The sequence below is a fragment of the Faecalibacterium sp. genome (assembly GCF_052358865.1).
Classification (GTDB): domain Bacteria; phylum Bacillota; class Clostridia; order Oscillospirales; family Ruminococcaceae; genus Faecalibacterium; species Faecalibacterium butyricigenerans.
In genome coordinates this window covers 53,675-69,660 of the sequence record NZ_DAWCVJ010000003.1, presented here as the reverse complement: position 1 = coordinate 69,660, position 15,986 = coordinate 53,675, and the positions used below count along the sequence as shown (strand labels likewise).

General features: G+C 61.1%; 19 protein-coding genes. 12 read left to right on the top strand and 7 right to left on the bottom strand.

Features of this window, described 5'->3' with window-relative positions; all coding sequences use genetic code 11:
• Positions 1-155: 155 nt before the first annotated feature.
• A complete protein-coding gene (locus ACT8X9_RS01245; RefSeq protein ID WP_444267855.1) occupies positions 156-1,916 on the bottom strand; it encodes a tyrosine-protein phosphatase in 1,761 nt (586 codons plus the stop codon).
• 150 nt (positions 1,917-2,066) lie between these two features.
• On the opposite strand from ACT8X9_RS01245, the gene ACT8X9_RS01240 reads away from it, so the two are divergent.
• Together ACT8X9_RS01240 and ACT8X9_RS01235 are read left to right on the top strand one after the other, a co-directional pair.
• Entirely contained in the window at positions 2,067-2,657 is a 591-nt protein-coding gene (locus ACT8X9_RS01240) for a chromate transporter (protein ID WP_249234014.1), read from the top strand.
• A gap of 1 nt (position 2,658) precedes the next feature.
• Positions 2,659-3,225: a chromate transporter gene (locus ACT8X9_RS01235; RefSeq protein WP_444267854.1), complete on the top strand. Its 567-nt coding sequence runs from the start codon at positions 2,659-2,661 to the stop codon at positions 3,223-3,225.
• 39 nt (positions 3,226-3,264) lie between these two features.
• Here ACT8X9_RS01235 and ACT8X9_RS01230 read toward each other — a convergent pair whose 3' ends face one another.
• Positions 3,265-4,098 carry an HAD family hydrolase gene (locus tag ACT8X9_RS01230; RefSeq protein ID WP_444267853.1) on the bottom strand — a complete coding sequence of 278 codons (834 nt, stop codon included), beginning with the start codon at positions 4,096-4,098 and terminating at the stop codon, positions 3,265-3,267.
• A gap of 10 nt (positions 4,099-4,108) precedes the next feature.
• A complete protein-coding gene (locus ACT8X9_RS01225; RefSeq protein WP_444267852.1) occupies positions 4,109-5,611 on the bottom strand; it encodes a GH25 family lysozyme in 1,503 nt (500 codons plus the stop codon).
• A 333-nt stretch (positions 5,612-5,944) separates the two neighbouring features.
• Between ACT8X9_RS01225 and ACT8X9_RS01220 the strand changes: the two genes are divergently transcribed.
• Positions 5,945-7,003, top strand: a complete 1,059-nt coding sequence (locus ACT8X9_RS01220; RefSeq protein ID WP_227620709.1) for a PTS transporter subunit IIC — start codon at positions 5,945-5,947, stop codon at positions 7,001-7,003.
• A 38-nt stretch (positions 7,004-7,041) separates the two neighbouring features.
• Here ACT8X9_RS01220 and ACT8X9_RS01215 read toward each other — a convergent pair whose 3' ends face one another.
• A complete protein-coding gene (locus ACT8X9_RS01215) occupies positions 7,042-7,551 on the bottom strand; it encodes an NUDIX hydrolase (protein WP_444267851.1) in 510 nt (169 codons plus the stop codon).
• Positions 7,552-7,631: 80 nt separating this feature from the next.
• Positions 7,632-8,222 carry an RICIN domain-containing protein gene (locus ACT8X9_RS01210; protein WP_444267850.1) on the bottom strand — a complete coding sequence of 197 codons (591 nt, stop codon included), beginning with the start codon at positions 8,220-8,222 and terminating at the stop codon, positions 7,632-7,634.
• A gap of 516 nt (positions 8,223-8,738) precedes the next feature.
• Between ACT8X9_RS01210 and ACT8X9_RS01205 the strand changes: the two genes are divergently transcribed.
• The 8 genes from ACT8X9_RS01205 (at position 8,739) to tatC (ending at position 13,361) form a co-directional block, all read left to right on the top strand.
• On the top strand, positions 8,739-8,921 hold the full coding sequence (locus ACT8X9_RS01205) for a hypothetical protein (RefSeq protein ID WP_227620706.1): 183 nt from the start codon (positions 8,739-8,741) through the stop codon (positions 8,919-8,921).
• Between the two features lie 176 nt (positions 8,922-9,097).
• The gene (locus ACT8X9_RS01200) at positions 9,098-9,586 is read left to right on the top strand and encodes a GNAT family N-acetyltransferase (protein ID WP_444267849.1); all 489 of its coding nucleotides are present in this window, start codon (positions 9,098-9,100) and stop codon (positions 9,584-9,586) included.
• A 106-nt stretch (positions 9,587-9,692) separates the two neighbouring features.
• Positions 9,693-9,995: a YerC/YecD family TrpR-related protein gene (locus ACT8X9_RS01195; RefSeq protein ID WP_227620704.1), complete on the top strand. Its 303-nt coding sequence runs from the start codon at positions 9,693-9,695 to the stop codon at positions 9,993-9,995.
• Between the two features lie 85 nt (positions 9,996-10,080).
• Positions 10,081-10,632: a DJ-1 family glyoxalase III gene (locus ACT8X9_RS01190; protein WP_227620703.1), complete on the top strand. Its 552-nt coding sequence runs from the start codon at positions 10,081-10,083 to the stop codon at positions 10,630-10,632.
• Positions 10,633-10,647: 15 nt separating this feature from the next.
• The gene (locus tag ACT8X9_RS01185; protein ID WP_444267848.1) at positions 10,648-11,532 is read left to right on the top strand and encodes a fumarylacetoacetate hydrolase family protein; all 885 of its coding nucleotides are present in this window, start codon (positions 10,648-10,650) and stop codon (positions 11,530-11,532) included.
• A gap of 227 nt (positions 11,533-11,759) precedes the next feature.
• A complete protein-coding gene (locus ACT8X9_RS01180; protein WP_412588908.1) occupies positions 11,760-12,266 on the top strand; it encodes a twin-arginine translocase TatA/TatE family subunit in 507 nt (168 codons plus the stop codon).
• A 93-nt stretch (positions 12,267-12,359) separates the two neighbouring features.
• The gene (tatA, locus tag ACT8X9_RS01175; protein ID WP_444267847.1) at positions 12,360-12,563 is read left to right on the top strand and encodes a twin-arginine translocase TatA/TatE family subunit; all 204 of its coding nucleotides are present in this window, start codon (positions 12,360-12,362) and stop codon (positions 12,561-12,563) included.
• A 3-nt stretch (positions 12,564-12,566) separates the two neighbouring features.
• The gene (tatC, locus tag ACT8X9_RS01170) at positions 12,567-13,361 is read left to right on the top strand and encodes a twin-arginine translocase subunit TatC (RefSeq protein ID WP_444267846.1); all 795 of its coding nucleotides are present in this window, start codon (positions 12,567-12,569) and stop codon (positions 13,359-13,361) included.
• An 88-nt stretch (positions 13,362-13,449) separates the two neighbouring features.
• Here the strand turns inward: tatC and ACT8X9_RS01165 are convergent, their stop codons facing one another.
• Together ACT8X9_RS01165 and ACT8X9_RS01160 are read right to left on the bottom strand one after the other, a co-directional pair.
• Positions 13,450-14,055, bottom strand: a complete 606-nt coding sequence (locus tag ACT8X9_RS01165; RefSeq protein ID WP_227620698.1) for a Tat pathway signal sequence — start codon at positions 14,053-14,055, stop codon at positions 13,450-13,452.
• A gap of 182 nt (positions 14,056-14,237) precedes the next feature.
• Entirely contained in the window at positions 14,238-14,912 is a 675-nt protein-coding gene (locus ACT8X9_RS01160) for a histidine phosphatase family protein (protein ID WP_444267845.1), read from the bottom strand.
• 281 nt (positions 14,913-15,193) lie between these two features.
• Between ACT8X9_RS01160 and ACT8X9_RS01155 the strand changes: the two genes are divergently transcribed.
• Positions 15,194-15,895: a helix-turn-helix domain-containing protein gene (locus ACT8X9_RS01155; protein ID WP_227620696.1), complete on the top strand. Its 702-nt coding sequence runs from the start codon at positions 15,194-15,196 to the stop codon at positions 15,893-15,895.
• Positions 15,896-15,986: the final 91 nt, after the last annotated feature.

Sequence of the window (15,986 nt, the reverse complement as noted above, 5' to 3'; positions counted from 1 at the left end):
TGCTTATAAAAACGGGCCAATGATGCCCCATTGAAATATCTGGTCGCGGAATGCTCCGCCTACAGCGTCTTAGATTCCATACTACTTCTTATATTACGAAACATTTTGCACAATGTCAAGGAGAAGTAAGGCGGAAAGGCGAAATTATTTTTGATTTATTCCAGATACATCCGGCGCAGACGCATCAGACGGGCCGGAGTCAGGCCATATTCGGCCTCCAGATAGGCCTCGGCGCTGCCGAAACGCTGCCGGATGATGTCCAGCACGAAGGGAGCCGACTCCGGGTGGACGCCAAAAACGCCGAGGTAGAAGTCCTTCCGGGAGGGGTCGGCGGCGATCTCATCGGCGTGCTCGGCCCAGACTTTTTCCAGCTCCGGCCTGCGCCAGATGTTCGTCTTCACGAAATCTTCGGTGATGGTCTCATCCGACGCACCCAGCGCCAGCAGAATGAGCATCGCGGCCACGCCGGTGCGGTCTTTTCCCGCCGAACAGTGGAAGAGCACCGGCGTCTCGCCCACTTCCAGCGCACGGAACAGCTCTTTATAGGCCTTGTTGCCGAACAGCATCCGCTCGTACATGGCATCCGCCATCCGGCGTCCCTCGTCGGGCATCCCCTTCAGCAGGGTCTCCCGGTCTTCGGGCGAGAAGTCCACCTCCTTGCCGTTCTCAAGGCAGAGGCCGCAGATGCGCACGAGCCGTGCACCGTCGGGCACATAATCAGGGCTTTCGGCGGCCTCCGCCTCGCTGCGCAGGTCAAGGATGAGCCGCAGCCCCAGCGAGTCCAGCAGTTTCCGGTCGGCCTCACCGGTGAGCTTCCACGTCGGGATGCCCCGGTAGATCTGCCCCCACCTGACGTGCTTGCCCTCGTCGGCCTCGTAGCCGCCCAGCTCGCGGAAGTTGTGGCCGCCCTCGAACGGCAATTCTGTGCCGGGGACCGGATGCACCACAGCGGGCTTGGACGCCGCACTGGACAGGACGGGCAGGTCGTAGAAGGGCTTGGCCGGACGTCCGCGCCGGGGCGGCAGGCTGACTGCGCCGCCCAGCACCTCCATGAGGTAGCCGCGCAGCAGGTCGAGGTAGGCCGAGGTGTGGTCGCGCCGCTGCAAAAGGGAGACGCAGAGGGGCGGCAGATCTTCCAGCAGGACATCCCGCACCCGGTCCAGCTCCCGCCGTGCCCCCGGCTCATACCGGGTCAGGCAGGTGCAGAGCTGCTCCTGCACGAGGTAGTAGGCCTGATAGAAGCTGGGGCCGATCTCGGCGTTGGGCGCGAAACCCGCCCGGGCGCAGGCCTCCCACAGCGGGGCAAAGAGGTCCTGCCGCAGGCTGGGCAGAAGGACCCGCTGGCTCCGCAGCTCGGCCAGCGGCACGCTCTCCCTCTCCCAGAAGGGGTGGCCCCGCGGCACCAGCAGGCAGGCCGGGTCGGCCCGGAGGGTGGTGCGGGCCAGCACCGGTGCGGCGCAGCCCAGATCCATCACGAGGCCCGCGTCCAGCTCGCCCTGCTCCACCCCCTCGGCCACCGCGTCGTTGTCCAGCAGGCGGAAGCGCATCTCGATGTGGGGGTACTGCTGGCGGAACTTGTCCAGCTGGGTCTCGAGGCCGGGCAGATAGTCCGGCACCAACGAGACGCTGATGCCGATGCGCACCGGCTGGGCCGACTGGATCTCCGCGTGGAGCGCTGCCTGCATCTGCTGAAACTGCTCCACCACCGGCGCGGCATGGCGCTGTAAGCTCACGCCCCGGTCGGTGAGGCTGAGCTTGTGGTGGGCGCTGAGAAAGAGCGGCCCGCACAGCTCGGCTTCGAGGGCCGAGATGCTCTGACGCAGAGCCTGCCGGGATAAAAACAGGCGCTGGGCCGCGCGGGTGTAATTCATCTCCTCGCAGAGGACCAGAAAATAATGCAGCTGGCGGATGTCCATCGTTTCCTCCTGAATGATCGTAGTCTCATGGGTAAAGCATACCGCCTTTTGGCCGGATTGTAAAGCCGCCGGGCACAAAATCCCGCTTTTTCTGCTCTATTGACACCGGCTCTGCCCACGCGTAAAATAAGGAAAAAGGAGGCCCTGCCTATGACACACAATGCTCCGGCACCGAAGGCCCAAAGCCTCGGCACGCTGTTTTTCACCTTTTTCAAGATCGGCCTGTTCACCTTCGGCGGCGGCTACGCTATGATCGCCCTGCTGGAAGAGGAATTTATCCAGCGCCGCAGGTGGCTGGATAAGGACGAGTTCCTCGACATGACAGCCATTGCGGAATCCACCCCCGGCCCGGTGGCCATCAACAGCGCCACCTACCTCGGCTACAAGCTGGCCGGAGTCCCCGGCGCGGCGGCCGCCACCGTGGCCGTCTGCCTGCCGTCCTTTCTCATCATCTACGCCATCTCGCTGTTTTTTGAGCAGTTCACCCAGCTCACCGTCATTGCCAACGCCTTCAAAGGCATTCAGGTCTGCGTCATCTATCTCATCTTCTCGGCTGGTGTGCGGATGCTGCAGGCGCTCGACCGCTCCCTCTTTTCTTCCGGCGTCCTCCTGTCCGTCTTTCTGGCGATGACGAGCCTTTCGCTGGCGGGCATCAGCGTCTCGTCCATCCTGCTCATCCTCCTCAGCGGTGCGGCAGGCGTGGCCGCGTGGCTCTTGGGCCGCAGAAAGGAGGGGAAGTGATATGCTCCTGAAGCTGTTCCTCACCTTTTTCGAGATCGGCGCCGTCTCCTTCGGCGGCGGCTACGGCATGATCTCCCTCATCCGGGAAAAAGTCCTGCTCCATGGCTGGCTCTCCGAGGCCGAGTTTCTGAGCTTCATCGCAGTGTCGGAATCCACCCCCGGCCCGCTGGCCGTCAACATGGCCACCTTCATCGGCTCTTCGCAGGGCGGGGTGCTGGGGGCGCTCTGCGCCACGCTGGGCGTCGTCCTCCCCTCCTTCTTCATCATCCTGCTCATCGCGGCCCTCATCCACGACTTACTCAAGTACGCCGGGGTCGAAGCCTTTCTCTCCGGCGTCCGGCCCTGCGTCGTGGCCCTTATCCTCTCCACTGCCCTCACGATGGGCCTGAGCACCCTGCTGGACATCTCCACCGCCGCCGACGCCCCCGCGCCCTCATGGCAGGGCATCGGCATCCTTGCACTTCTGGCCATCGTCCGGCTGGTCTGGCAGAAAGCGAAAGGCAAAGCCCCTTCGCCCATCGGGATGATCCTGCTCTCGGCGGTGCTGGGCGCACTTTTATACCAATAAAAAAGAACGGCATCTGGGCTTTTTCTCCGATGCCGTTCTTTATTTTGCTCTTCTGAAATCCGATTCACAGACCCGGCCGTTCTGGGCCAGAACGCGGCGCAGGATCTGCATCACGCCGGAGCTGGTGTTGGGCGGCGCGAGGAAGGGCACTTCCTCCCGGAGGGCGGGCGAGCCGTTCTCCACAAGGAAGCCGTACTTTGCCGCCTTCAGCATCTCCGCGTCGTTGAAGGTGTCTCCGAACGCCATCATGCCCTCGGGCGGGACGCCCAGACGCTCCCCCAGCCGAAGCAGGGCCGCGCCCTTGTGGACGCCGGGGTTCATGATGTCCACCCAGTCTGCACCGGCCACCGCCACCGAGAAGCGCCCGCCCCAGACCGGGCCATAAAGCGCGTCGTAGCCCTTCTGGGCATCCCCCTCGGGGAAGTAGATGGTGAATTTATCCACCCGGGCGGTCACGTCCTCCAGATGAGGGATATATTCCACCTTGGTGTAGAATCTCTTGAAGACCCTGTCGTATGGCCGGAACTGCTCCTCCACATAGGCCGTTTCCAGCCCGCAGAGGACGGCGGCGTGGCCCGCGCTCCGGGCCTGCCCGGCCAGCGTGTGCCAGTCGGCGGCGTCCATCTCGGAGAGATACAGGCTCTCGCCCTTCCAGCAGATGGCACCGCCGTTGTCACCCACAAAGATGATGTCGTCCTGCAGGGGTGCGAACATCTCCTCTAAGGTATAGATGGGCCGTCCGCTGGCGGCAGCGAACCGGATGCCCCGCTCTGCCAGAGCGCGGACAGTCTCCGCGAAGTCCGGCGGGAGCTGGCTTTGGCCGTCCAGCAGGGTAGCGTCAAGGTCGGAGGCAATGAGGCGGATGACGTCCATGCGCGCCTCCTCAGCCCACATAGCTGATGTTCACGTCGATCTGTCCGCCATAGCCGGGGATGCGGGCGGTGCAGCTGCCCTGCCACATATCGCAGGAGATGGGGCTGCTGGCTACACCGTAGTGTGCATTCCAGATGCTGTAGCCCGTCAGGCGGCTCAGGTCCACCCGCTGGCGGAACCACAGAGTAGAAGCGTAGACGCCGGGCTTGTAGCCCTGCGCCTTGACCTCCTCGCAGAAAGCGATGGCGCACTTGGTGCGGTCCTCGACGCCCAGACCGTCGGCGCGGCCATTCTTGCCGCCGGAGGCCTCAGTATCGAAGTAGATGGGGTAGTCCAGCTTGCGGCCGTTCAGGACGTAGGCGCAGCCCATGGCTTCCTCCCGGGCCTCCTCTTCGTTGACGGCCTGACTGAAGAAGTAGACGCCCACCTTCAGGCCCGCATTGCGGGCGTTGGTGAAGTGCTGCTCGAACATGGGGTCCAGCACCAGCGCACCGCTGCCGTAGCCGCGGTAGCCGATGCGGATGATGACGAACTTGACGCCCGCCGTCTTTACCTGTTCCCAGTCGATGCTGGACTGATATTTCGAGACATCGATGCCGAAGGTGGCATTCTGCTGCACGCCGTTGGCGTCGAAGTAGTAGAGCTTGTTGTCGATGGACTGGATGCCCTTCACGGGCTGGTTGGTGTACTGGTCATAATAATAGGTCTTGCCGCCCACCGTGCGCCAGCCGGAATAGACCGGGGCCGGGGTGCTGCTGCCGCTGTCGCTGTCGTCTTTGTCGCTCCTGCCGAAAAGCAGGTTCCACAGCCAGCTCAGCAGGCCGTTCTCGTCAGTGAGACAGGCGGGGTCGATGCTGCTCTCGTCCAGCGTGCCTGCATCCAGTGCGGCGCGGATCTCTTCCGGGGTCAGCAGGATGGTGCCCTCCTCGGTCTTCACCGGCAGGGCAGCCTCCTCAGAGTTCGTCTCTGCACCTGCCTCGGGCTGGGCCTCTGCGGCCTGCTCCACCGGTGCGCTCAGGGGGTCCTCTGCGGCCAGTGCCTCCGTCTCCTGCTGTAGGCTGGGGAAGTTGTTCTCCTGCTCCAGCTCCTCGATGCTGCCCATCATGGGGTCAGCAGGCGCGGCCTCCGGGGCCGCAGGCGATGCGGCCGTTTCCTCTGCGGGGGCAGCCGGAGCCTCCGACACGGCAGGCGCTTCCGTCTCATTCTGGCTGGGGGCAGCGGGCTGCGCGGCAGACGCAGCGGTGCTCTCTGCCTCCGAGGATGCAGAGTCCGTCTTTGACGGCTTGGGAGCTTCCTTCTTGTCGTCTTTCTTTGTGCTGTGGGCCGCGTTGCTCTCGCCCTCCCACAGCAGGGCCGACGGCTCCACCGTCAAGCCTGCGGGCTGAGACGCCAACAGGGCCGTGGTGCCAAAGCCGCCCACTGCGATGGCAAGCGCCATCACCGCCGAGGCCACCATCTGGCCCGCCGCGCGGCGCGTCTTCTTTTTTGGGGTTCCTGTATCGTTCCGTCTCATTCCGCCTGCTCTGCCTCCAAGCTCTATTCTAACGCGGCCTCTCGCCGCCGGAAGTGCTATTTGCACACCTATAGTATACACCCAACTGCAAGCTCCCGTCAATCTCCTTCGGTGCGTCCTGTGGAGCGTCTCGCGGGGGGCGTCTACTGCCAAAAATGCTCTGTATGAAATACGGCCCAGACCCTCTCATTATTGCACCGACGCGAAAAAAGACAAGTTTCGGGCAGGATTTTTGCGTTTTCCTCTTGCTGTCTTGACAGGTGTATGGTATCATGATGGTCATGCAGCTTTTGCTGCCCTTTTGAAACTGTAATGACGGAAAGGCAGATCTTTATGTCAAATGTAAAAGATTTCTTAAAACGCAAGGACATCGTCATCACCCCCCAGCGCTACCTCATCGAGGCGCTGGGCGCGATGGCACAGGGCCTGTTCGCCAGCCTGCTCATCGGCACCATCATCAAGACGCTGGGCCAGCAGACCGGGCTTGAGACGCTGGTGGACTTAGGCGGCTACGCCACGGCCATGAGCGGCCCGGCTATGGCCGTGGCCATCGGCTGGGCGCTCCACTGCCCGCCGCTGGTGCTGTTCAGTCTGGTGACGGTGGGCTACTCCTCCAACGCTCTGGGCGGCGCAGGCGGCCCTCTGGCCGTCCTCATCATCGCCATCGTGGCCGCTGAGCTGGGCAAAGCCGTCAGCAAGGAGACCCGAATCGACATCCTCGTGACCCCGCTGGTGACCATCTTCTCCGGCGTCGGCCTCTCGATGCTCATCGCCGCCCCCATCGGTGCCGCCGCAAGTCAGGTGGGCACCCTCATCATGTGGGCCACCGAGCAGGCTCCCTTCCTGATGGGCATCCTCGTCTCGGTCATCGTGGGCGTCGCACTGACTCTGCCCATCTCCTCTGCCGCCATCTGCGCAGCGCTGGGCCTGACCGGCCTTGCCGGCGGTGCCGCTGTGGCGGGCTGCTGCGCCCAGATGATCGGCTTCGCCGTCATGAGCTATAAGGAAAACGGTGTCGGCGGCCTCATCAGTCAGGGCCTCGGCACCAGTATGCTCCAGATGGGCAACATCGTGAAGAACCCCCGCATCTGGATCGCACCCACTCTGGCCAGCGCCATCACCGGCCCTCTGGCCACCTGCGTCTTCCACATGGAGATGAACGGCGCAGCCGTCTCCTCCGGCATGGGCACCTGCGGCCTCGTGGGCCAGATCGGCGTCTACACCGGCTGGGTCAACGACATTGCCGCCGGCACCAAAGCCGCCATCACCCCGATGGACTGGGCCGCCCTCGTCCTCATCTGCTTCGTCCTGCCCGCCGTGCTCAGCGTCCTCTTCTGCGAGATCGAGCGCAAGCTCGGCTGGATCAAGGACGGCGACCTGAAGCTGAACTGAATAAGCAAAAAAGCCTGCCGCCGCAGGCTTTTTTCTGTTTATACCACTCGCTTGCCATCCAGCACCGCCTGCCGGAGCGTATCCCCTTCGTACACCAGCTTGAGGGAGAACCACGGGCGTTCCTCGTTCAGCAGCCGGAAGAAGATCTTGTCGCCCTCCCAGATGGGCAACTGCGTCACCTTCTCCTTTGGCACCCACTCCAGCACGCCCTCCCGGCAGGCATCGTCCTGCATCATCTCGCCCGTCCACTCGTCGGCGGTGTAGAGGTGGATGAACTCGGTCATATTGCCCCAGATGAAGGTCAGCAGGCCCCGGCTGCGCCAGTGGGTCAGGGTCAGGCCCGTCTCCTCCTTCACCTCGCGGAGAAGACAGTCCTCCGGGCTTTCGAACCGCTCGAATTTGCCGCCCACGCCGATCCACTTGTCGTGGTTGTAGTCGTCCTCCTTCTTCACCCGGTGGAGCATCAGGTAGGCGTCGTCCCGCTCCAGATAGCACAGCGTCGTGCTGAAGATCGGGTATTCCGGGTCCATAAAGGCTCCAAGCTTCATTGTTTTCCCTCTTTTCTGAATCAAACTGTTACAGCAAAGCGCCCCGCAGATGACCCCTGCGGGGCGCTGTTTTCATGCGTTCATGCCTTGCGGCCTGCCCGGCCCTTGCCCGCGTTGTTCAGCTTGCGGACGAGGTCGTTCTGGTGCTTGCGCTGGGAGGGCGTCGGCTCGGGGTCGTGCACTTCCTCTGCCTTGGCCCGGGTCTGCTGGACGGTGGCGTCCACGCGCTCAAGGTTCCACTCCTGATTGCCGCCCGAGACGAAGTTCCAGATCTGGGCCTGCGCACCGTTGGAGGTGTTCATGCCCACGAGGTCGATGTACTTGTCGGCCAACACATTGCGGATGCGGGTGCGGCCATTGCGGGTGGGTTCCAGCGCCCAGCACTGGCTCATGCCGCTGGTGCGTCCCCACTGATGGAGCCATGTGCCCTCCACCACGCCGCCGAGGGCAAGGTCGATCATCTTCCCGGTAAAACGGTTCTGGATGCGCCAGCGGCCTTCGCCGGCATCCACGAATTTCCACTGCTGCCATGGATGACCTGCGTAATCCCACAGACGGATCGCAGCGCCGTTCTCCGTGTTGAAGTTCTTTACTTCCAGCACCTTTCCATTGGGGGCCTTGATGAGGTAAAACTCATTTTCCGATAATACGACCTGCGATGCCTTTGCCATAACTGCGATCTCCTTTCAGCGTAGATTTTACTGCCCCTATTATAGCGCATTTTCATTTGGGCAGCAAGAATAGTTTTCCATAATCTTTTCCGATTTCTTTATACATTTTGACCGTTTTGCTGGAATTTCCCCTGTCCCGGGTTCCGCCGTCGGCGCACACTTGTATACATTATGAAAACGGCCCGCCGGGGGCGTTTTTCGCGCTGTCTCCACAGCAAGAACAACGCCCCCGTTTTCGGCTCGTTTCGGGCCAGTTCCGGGGAGTTCTGTAGTTGCTGCAAGGCCAATTCAGGGCAATGACTTTATTTTTATAAATCAAAGCTTACTTTGATGCTTTACTTTAATGATAGATATAGCATTTCAGAGAACGCTTTAATTTGTTTCACGTTTTCTGCTATTGACTTTATTTCAAAACCGGTGTATAGTAAGCTTACAAGGAGCGGAGAACGCCCCTCAACAACGAGCTTCAGGTCCCGCGTCCGGCGGGCCTGTGAGAAAAATATAGGAGGTTTGACTATGTATTACTACATTCTGGGCTGCGGTATCGCTTGTTTGATCCTGTTCGGCATCGACAGCATGGAGACGGTATGCGTCAAGCCGGCTGAGATGGTTGGCAAGGTCCTGCTGTGGCCTGTCACCCTGATGGAAGCAGTTGTCCGTTACAACTCCACTCATCACGACTTCAAGGCTGCGCTGTAAAACGCATCACGTCCAAGGACGTCGAAAAAGCCATCAAGGCTGCCGTACTCTTTGTAGGGTACGGCAGCCTTTTTGCTTTACACCCGGGGGCCGGATGTGATACACTATCTCTATAAGCCGCTTTCCCCCACCGAACTTTATCATGCGCAGCGGTGCGCTGTCTTTTCAGGAGGACTATGAAACCCGATTACAAGCTGGTCGCCAAGGCCAAATACATCCACATGACCGCCGACCTCGCCAGTGAGCTCTGGCACGAGGTCTACAAGCGCTACTTCCCAGCAAAGCAGCTGGACGCCCTCGTCGAGAGCATCCAGAGCGCCGACGCCATCGAGGAGGACATCGACAACGATGTGAACTACTTCCTCGTCTTCCTCGGCAGCCAGCTCATCGGCTATTTTGCGTGGAAGATGGAAAACACCTCGCTCCACCTGCTCCATCTCTACCTCAAGCCCGCATACCGGGGCAAGGCCATCGGCCGGGACATCGTGGCGTCCTGCGAGCGTCTGGCCCGGGGCGAGGGCCGGGGCCGGGTCTGGTGCGGCGTTAACGCCAAGGCCCTGCCCGTGCAGCAGTTCTTCAAGGCCCGGGGCTACCGCTCCCTCGGCCCTGCCGAGAGCGAAGGCGGCATCGACCGCAACGAGCTGATCTTTGAGCGGATGTTGTAAGAAAAAGACCATTGCATTTTTCCTGCATTTGTACTACACTAAAGTAGTGTATTGAAGTGCCCGTCTGCGGGCCGACCATCAATGAATGACCGGGGAGGAACTGTATATGGCTAAGGACCATCCGACCGGAAAATCCGGCCTGTATGCCGCTTTTCTGGAGCTTGAAACGCCGGAGGAATGCTACCGCTTCCTGCAGGACGTATGCAGCTATGCAGAGCTGAGCGCGATGGAGCAGCGCTACAACATCGCCGAAAAGCTCATGCGCAAGCAGAGCTACACCAGCATCATGGGCAATATCGGCGCTTCCAGCGCGATCATCAGCCGGGTGAGCCGGGTGCTGAGCCGGGACGACAGCGTCCTGCGCCGCATTCTGGAGAAAAACGGCGTCTCTACTGACGCTGAGGAATGATCTTTCACTGACCGCTGCGCACTGCGGGCCGGGGACGCCCCGCCCGCGGTGCGCTTTTTTCGTCGATTTATAAGGAGATGTTCTTATGAGCAAAGCTGTTCTGTTTTTTGCCGACGGCACCGAGGAGTGCGAGGCCCTTCTGGTGGCCGACCTGCTCCGCCGCGCCAAAGTCGAGGTCATCATCGCCTCTGCGATGGGCCGCCGTGCGCTGGTCAGCAGCCACGGCATCCACCTGAACGCGGACGCACTGGCTGAGGACGTGGACTACAGCGATGTGGACATGGTCGTCCTGCCCGGCGGCATCCCGGGCACCCCCAACCTCGCCGAGAACAAGACTGTCACCGACACCTGCGTTTCCTTTGCCAAGGCCGGGAAAAAGGTCGCCGCCATCTGCGCCGCCCCCAGCGTCCTTGCCAGCCTCGGCCTGCTGGAGGGCAAAAACGCCACCGCACACGCCGGTTTTCAGGATAAGCTGGCCGGTGCCATCGTCCACGACGAAGAAGTCGTCGTAGACGGAAACATCACCACCAGCTACGGCCTTGGCGGTGCCATTCCTTTCGCTCTGGAGCTGGTGCGCCAGCTGGCAGGCCCCGCCGAGGCCGACCGCATCCAGAAGGCCATCGCTTATCGGCACTGAGAAGGAGGCTTTTCGATGCGTTTCATTACCTGCCGTCTGCCCGACGGCGTAGAAGACCCGGCCATCCTGTCGGCAGATGGCCGTCAGGTCTGGCCCCTGAGCTGGCTGGGCCTGTCCTACGAAACTCTGTCCGACGCCATCCCCTTTCTGACCCCGCAGGTGCGGGCCGGGCTTTCGCTGGCCATCGCGGGCATCCCGGCCCTGCCCATCGAGGCCGTCACGCTGGAAAGCCCCATCCCCGCTCCGGCGCAGGATGTTATCTGTCTGGGCATCAACTACATGGCCCATTCGGACGAGGCTGAGAAATACTCCGCCGACGCCTTCGCCACCCAACATCAGGATGCCATCTACTTTTCCAAGCGGGTCACCCGGGCCGTGCCGGACGGCGGCTTCATCGAGGCTCACACCGACCTCGTGAAAAAGCTGGACTATGAGTGCGAGCTGGCCGTCGTGCTGGGCCGGGATGCCAAGGACGTTCCCGCAGGGCAGACCAGAGACTACGTCTTCGGCTACACCATCCTGAACGATGTCTCGGCCCGGGACGTCCAGACCGCGCACAAGCAGTGGTATTTCGGCAAGAGCCTCGACGGCTTTACCCCCATCGGCCCCTGCATCGTCACGGCGGATGAGTTCGAGGCTTATCCGCCCAAACTCCCCATCCGGTGCTTCGTCAACGGCGAAAAGCGGCAGGACTCCAACACCGGCCTTCAGATCTTTAACATCGACCACGTCATCGCCGAGCTGTCGCAGGGCATGACCCTCTGCGCAGGCACCATCATCGCCACCGGCACCCCGGCAGGCGTCGGAATGGGGATGGACCCGCCCCGCTTCCTCGTCCCGGGCGACGAAGTGCGGTGCGAGATCGAGGGCATCGGCACCCTGACGAACACGGTCCGCTGAGTGCGTCCGATTCCAGTTAGTATTATTCTGCGTAATTTCTACTGTATCGATTGATTTTTGTGTAAACCAGCCTTTTATTCACGAATAGTTCATATTAAATTCATATTCCGTTCACGCATCTTCGGTATATGTATGGCATCCAAGGCGCACAACGCGCCAAAAAGCCGCTGACGGCACACTCCATGCTGCTGCCCCGCCCGGGCGGCAAAGGAAAGGAATCAGAAGATATGAAAATTGGTTTTTGGGAACTCGTGGTCATCGTGGTCATCGCGTTCGTCTTCATCGGCCCCGACCAGCTGCCCGTCTACGCAAAGAAGCTGGGCAAGATGCTGCGTGAGCTGAAGAAGTACACCGGCGCTGCCTCCGAGGAGATCCAGAAGAACGTCGTGGAGCCTCTGAACGAGATCCAGGCCCCCCTCAAGGAGGCGGTCGCCCCCCTGACCGACATCAAGAAGGACATCGACAACAGCGTGAAGGACGTCACCAAGAGCTTCACCGGCATCGGCAAGACCAGCAAGGAAGAAGCCGCCAAGGCCGAGCAGCCGGAGGAAGTCACCGAGCTGGAGGTCGAAGAGCTGCCCGAGGAGGCTCCTGCTGAGGCTCCCGCCGCTGAGACGGCTGAGCAGCCTGTGAAGGCCGAGGAAAAGGCCGACGCCCCCGCTGCGGCAGCTCCTGTGGCCGAAGAAGCCGCACCCGCTGCCGAGGCCGCACCCGCCGAAGAGGCAAAGGCCTGAACATCCACACCGATGCACCCGCGCCCGCGGTTGCCTTATACATCGTAATCAGCCCGCCTCGCGGCGCGGCAAAGTAAAAAGGAGATCATTATTATGCGTATTGGTACTAACGAGCTGCTTATCATTCTGGTCGTCGTCCTGCTGATCTTTGGACCCAAGAACCTGCCGAAGCTGGGCAAGATGTTCGGCAAGACCATGAACAACTTCAAGAAGGGCATGGAGGAGTCTGACGACGAGGCCGAGGCCACCACTGCAAAGGCCGAGACCAAGACTGAGAAGAAGGACGACGAGGAGTAATCTGTGGCTACGAACGTAAAGCGCAAAAAAAAGGCCGAAGTCATGGCTGACGACGGCAACATGACGCTGACGGGCCACCTGAAAGAGCTGCGCAACCGCCTCATCGTCTGCGCCGTGGTGTTCGTGGTGGCGGTCGTGGTCACACTGTCCTACGCCGACCGCCTCATCGACCTGCTGACCGCGATGGGACAGGGCTTCTACACCTTCGTGTCCATCGCCCCGCAGGAAAAGCTGATGCAGTATTTCCGCGTCTCCCTGCTGGCGGCTGTGGTCGTTACGGTGCCGGTGGCGCTGTATCAGGTGTACGCCTTTGCAAAGCCCGGCCTGAAGAAGAGCGAGACCTTCTTCCTCAAGCTGGTCATCCTGCTGGGTCTGGCCCTCTTCGTGGTGGGCGTGATGTTCGCCTACAAGCTCATGATGCCCTTCATGCTCCAGTTCCTGAGCACCGGCATCGAGGGCGCCGATTACATCCAGACCACCACCAGTATCGAGAGCTACGTCAGCCTCTGTCTGACCATGTTCATCATCTTCGGCTGCGTGTTCGAGATGCCTCTGGTCACCATCATTCTGGCCAAGATGGGCATTGCGAACCCCCAGCTCATGAAGAAGGGCCGCGGCATTGCCATCGTGCTCATCTTCTTTGTTGCAGCCGTCGTCACCCCGCCGGACATCGTTTCCCAGTGCATGGTAGCCATCCCGATGGTCCTGCTCTACTTTGTCAGCACCTTCCTGAGCGGCATCTTCTACAAGCCCCGCTCTGAGGAAGACGACGAAGAGGACGAGGAAGACGAGGACTAAGGCTTCTTAAAACAAAAATGAGACAGGCAGCCCCTTTGCGGGGAAGCCTGTCTCATTTTTTGTTGTCCGCAGAAGCGGAGCGTCCGCCTCACAGGTCCACTACGCTCCCCACTTCTCCCGGCGCAGCGGGCACCGGGCCGAGCCGGACGGCATCGGCATCCCGCCGCACCACGAACTCCACCGGCTGGCCGGCGGCAAAGGCGGGGCGATAGCTCAGCTCCAGTGTCTCCCACTCGCCCGGGACGGCACAGAAGCAGTGAAGCATCGCGCCGCGCCCGGCGGCGAGGTTCAGGGTAAAGGCCGAGGCGTCGGCAGCGTTCTCTGCATAGAGCGGGGCCGCGAAGCTCCCGCAGGGGATGCTCTGCCCCCCGCAGCGGGCCGTGACGCCGCTGTCCAGACTGTACAGCTCGTTCAGAGTGGAGACGTCCCGGCTGTGGAGGTAGCTTGCCCCCACCGGCAGGGTGCGGGCCGAAAGGTTCTCCACCGAGAGGTAGACCAGCACCCCGTTCAGCCCGGGCGCAGGCGCATAGCCCAGCAGCTCCACCGCCGCCTTGCCGTCCAGCAGGGCAGGCTGACCCACGGCCCGGGGCTGTGCCCCAGCCGCCGAGACACCTGTGAGCAGGGCAGCGGCCAGACTGACCGCGCCCGAACCGGCGCATTTCAGGAACGACCGGCGGGAAAGGGACTGAGACATGGGGGACTCCTCCTTGCAGCGAGAAAAATCATTCACTTTATAGAGTATCGGTTTCTCTGCGCCCTGTCAAGAGTCTGGACGGGTTCTGCCGCAGATTTTGCATTTTCTTTGCCGATCTTGTACCAAAAAGCCGCAAAAATGCCGCCCGGCGTCAAAATCGCCGGGCGGCAGCGGGTGCAGTTTTATTCGAAGGCCTCGTTCTCCTCTGCTTCGGCCTGACCGCGCAGGGTGTCGGCGTAGCCGAAGGGCACGATGTCGATGGCCTCCACCAGACGGTCGCGCATCCAGAGCTGAACATCGGTCTGGACGGTGTAGCCGCAGCCGGGGTCAGCCATCCACTGTTCCGGGTGGCGGGAGGGAAGGGCGCGCTGGCTCAGCATACTCATGATGACGCCGCCGTGGGTCACGCAGGCAGCCTCGGTGACGTCCATCCGGATCATATACTCGAACAGCTTGAGCAGCGTTTCCGAGCAGCGTGCGTGGAACTGCTCGGTAGGCTCTGCGCCCTCCGGCACGAAACCCGAGCCGGGGGTGATCCACTTCTTGAAGTCCTCGTTCTTCACCAGCTCCTTGACGGGATGGTTCTCAAAGACGCCAAAGCCCGCCTCCCGCAGGTCGTGCACCGAGAACTGGTGGGTGGCATTCGGGAACAGGATGTTGGCCGTCTCCACGGCGCGCATCAGGGGGGAGGAGAAGACGGTATCCACCTGCGGATACTCGAACCGCTCCTTCAGCTCGGCCAGCTGGGCGCGGCCCTCGTCGCACAGGGGGATGTCCGTGCCGCTGCCGATGTAAAGGCCCTGTAAATTACCGGCCGTCAGGCCATGGCGGATGAGATGGAGCTTAAAGGTTTTCATGCAAAAACACCTCTTGTGAGCTATCTTGTACTGTGCTGGTTCGCACAAATCTTGCTTTTCTGCTAAAATTCCCGGCATCCTCAGACACAAAATGTATGCCGTCAGGCTTTAGTTTAACATAGATATGGTGGAAAGAGCAACCCCTTTGACAAAAACGCCGAAATTATCGCGGAAAATCCGTCACTTTTTCGCTTTACAAGTCGTTTTCCATTGTGTATAATCAACGTGCTGTAAACCAAAAATCAAGGAAGTCCCATCTTTTATCTGAGGAGCCAAACATCATGGAGTTCAATCGTATCATCAAACTGCTGCGCAAGGAGCGCGGCATCACCCAGAAACAGGCGGCAGAGGATCTGGGCGTTTCGCAGGCCCTGCTTTCCCACTATGAAAAAGGCATCCGGGAGTGCGGCCTGGACTTTGTGGTACGGGTCGCCGATTATTATAATGTCTCCTGCGACTACCTGCTGGGCCGCTCGGCAGAGCGCAACGGCATGATGCTCTCGGCAGAGGACATCCCCAACCCCGACAAGATGAAGGACAACATCTACCATGGCAGCGTCCTTCCCACCATGAACAAGAAGCTCATCTCCAACAGCCTGAACGTGCTCTACGCCAAGATCGGCGAGTGCCACAGCAAAGCGCTGACCACCGAGGTCAGCGCCTACCTGATGACCGCCGTAGCCAAGATGTTCCGGCTGCTCTACTCCGCCGAGCCCCACAACGCCCCCAGTATGTTCAGCGTGGACGCCCGGCGCTGGCCCGGCTATTCTGACGCCGTGATGCACTCCGCACAGGCCAACGTGGAGGCTCTGCTGGCCGGAGAAGAGCTGCCCGGCGGCGAGGGCGTAGCCGACCCGTCCTGCCTCGCCATGACCACCGAGAGCCTGACCCGGGAATACCCGCTGTATACGCCCAGCCTGCTCAATCTGGTCAAGACCAGCGAGACCCGCGCCCGGGAGCTGACCGGCGAGGACCGCACTTAACTCTCTGTGAAACTAGTGTAAATTCTGCTCTGTTTTGCTTGCATCTGCGTGCAAAAAATGTTATAAACAAGACAGAACATTTTCATCGTGC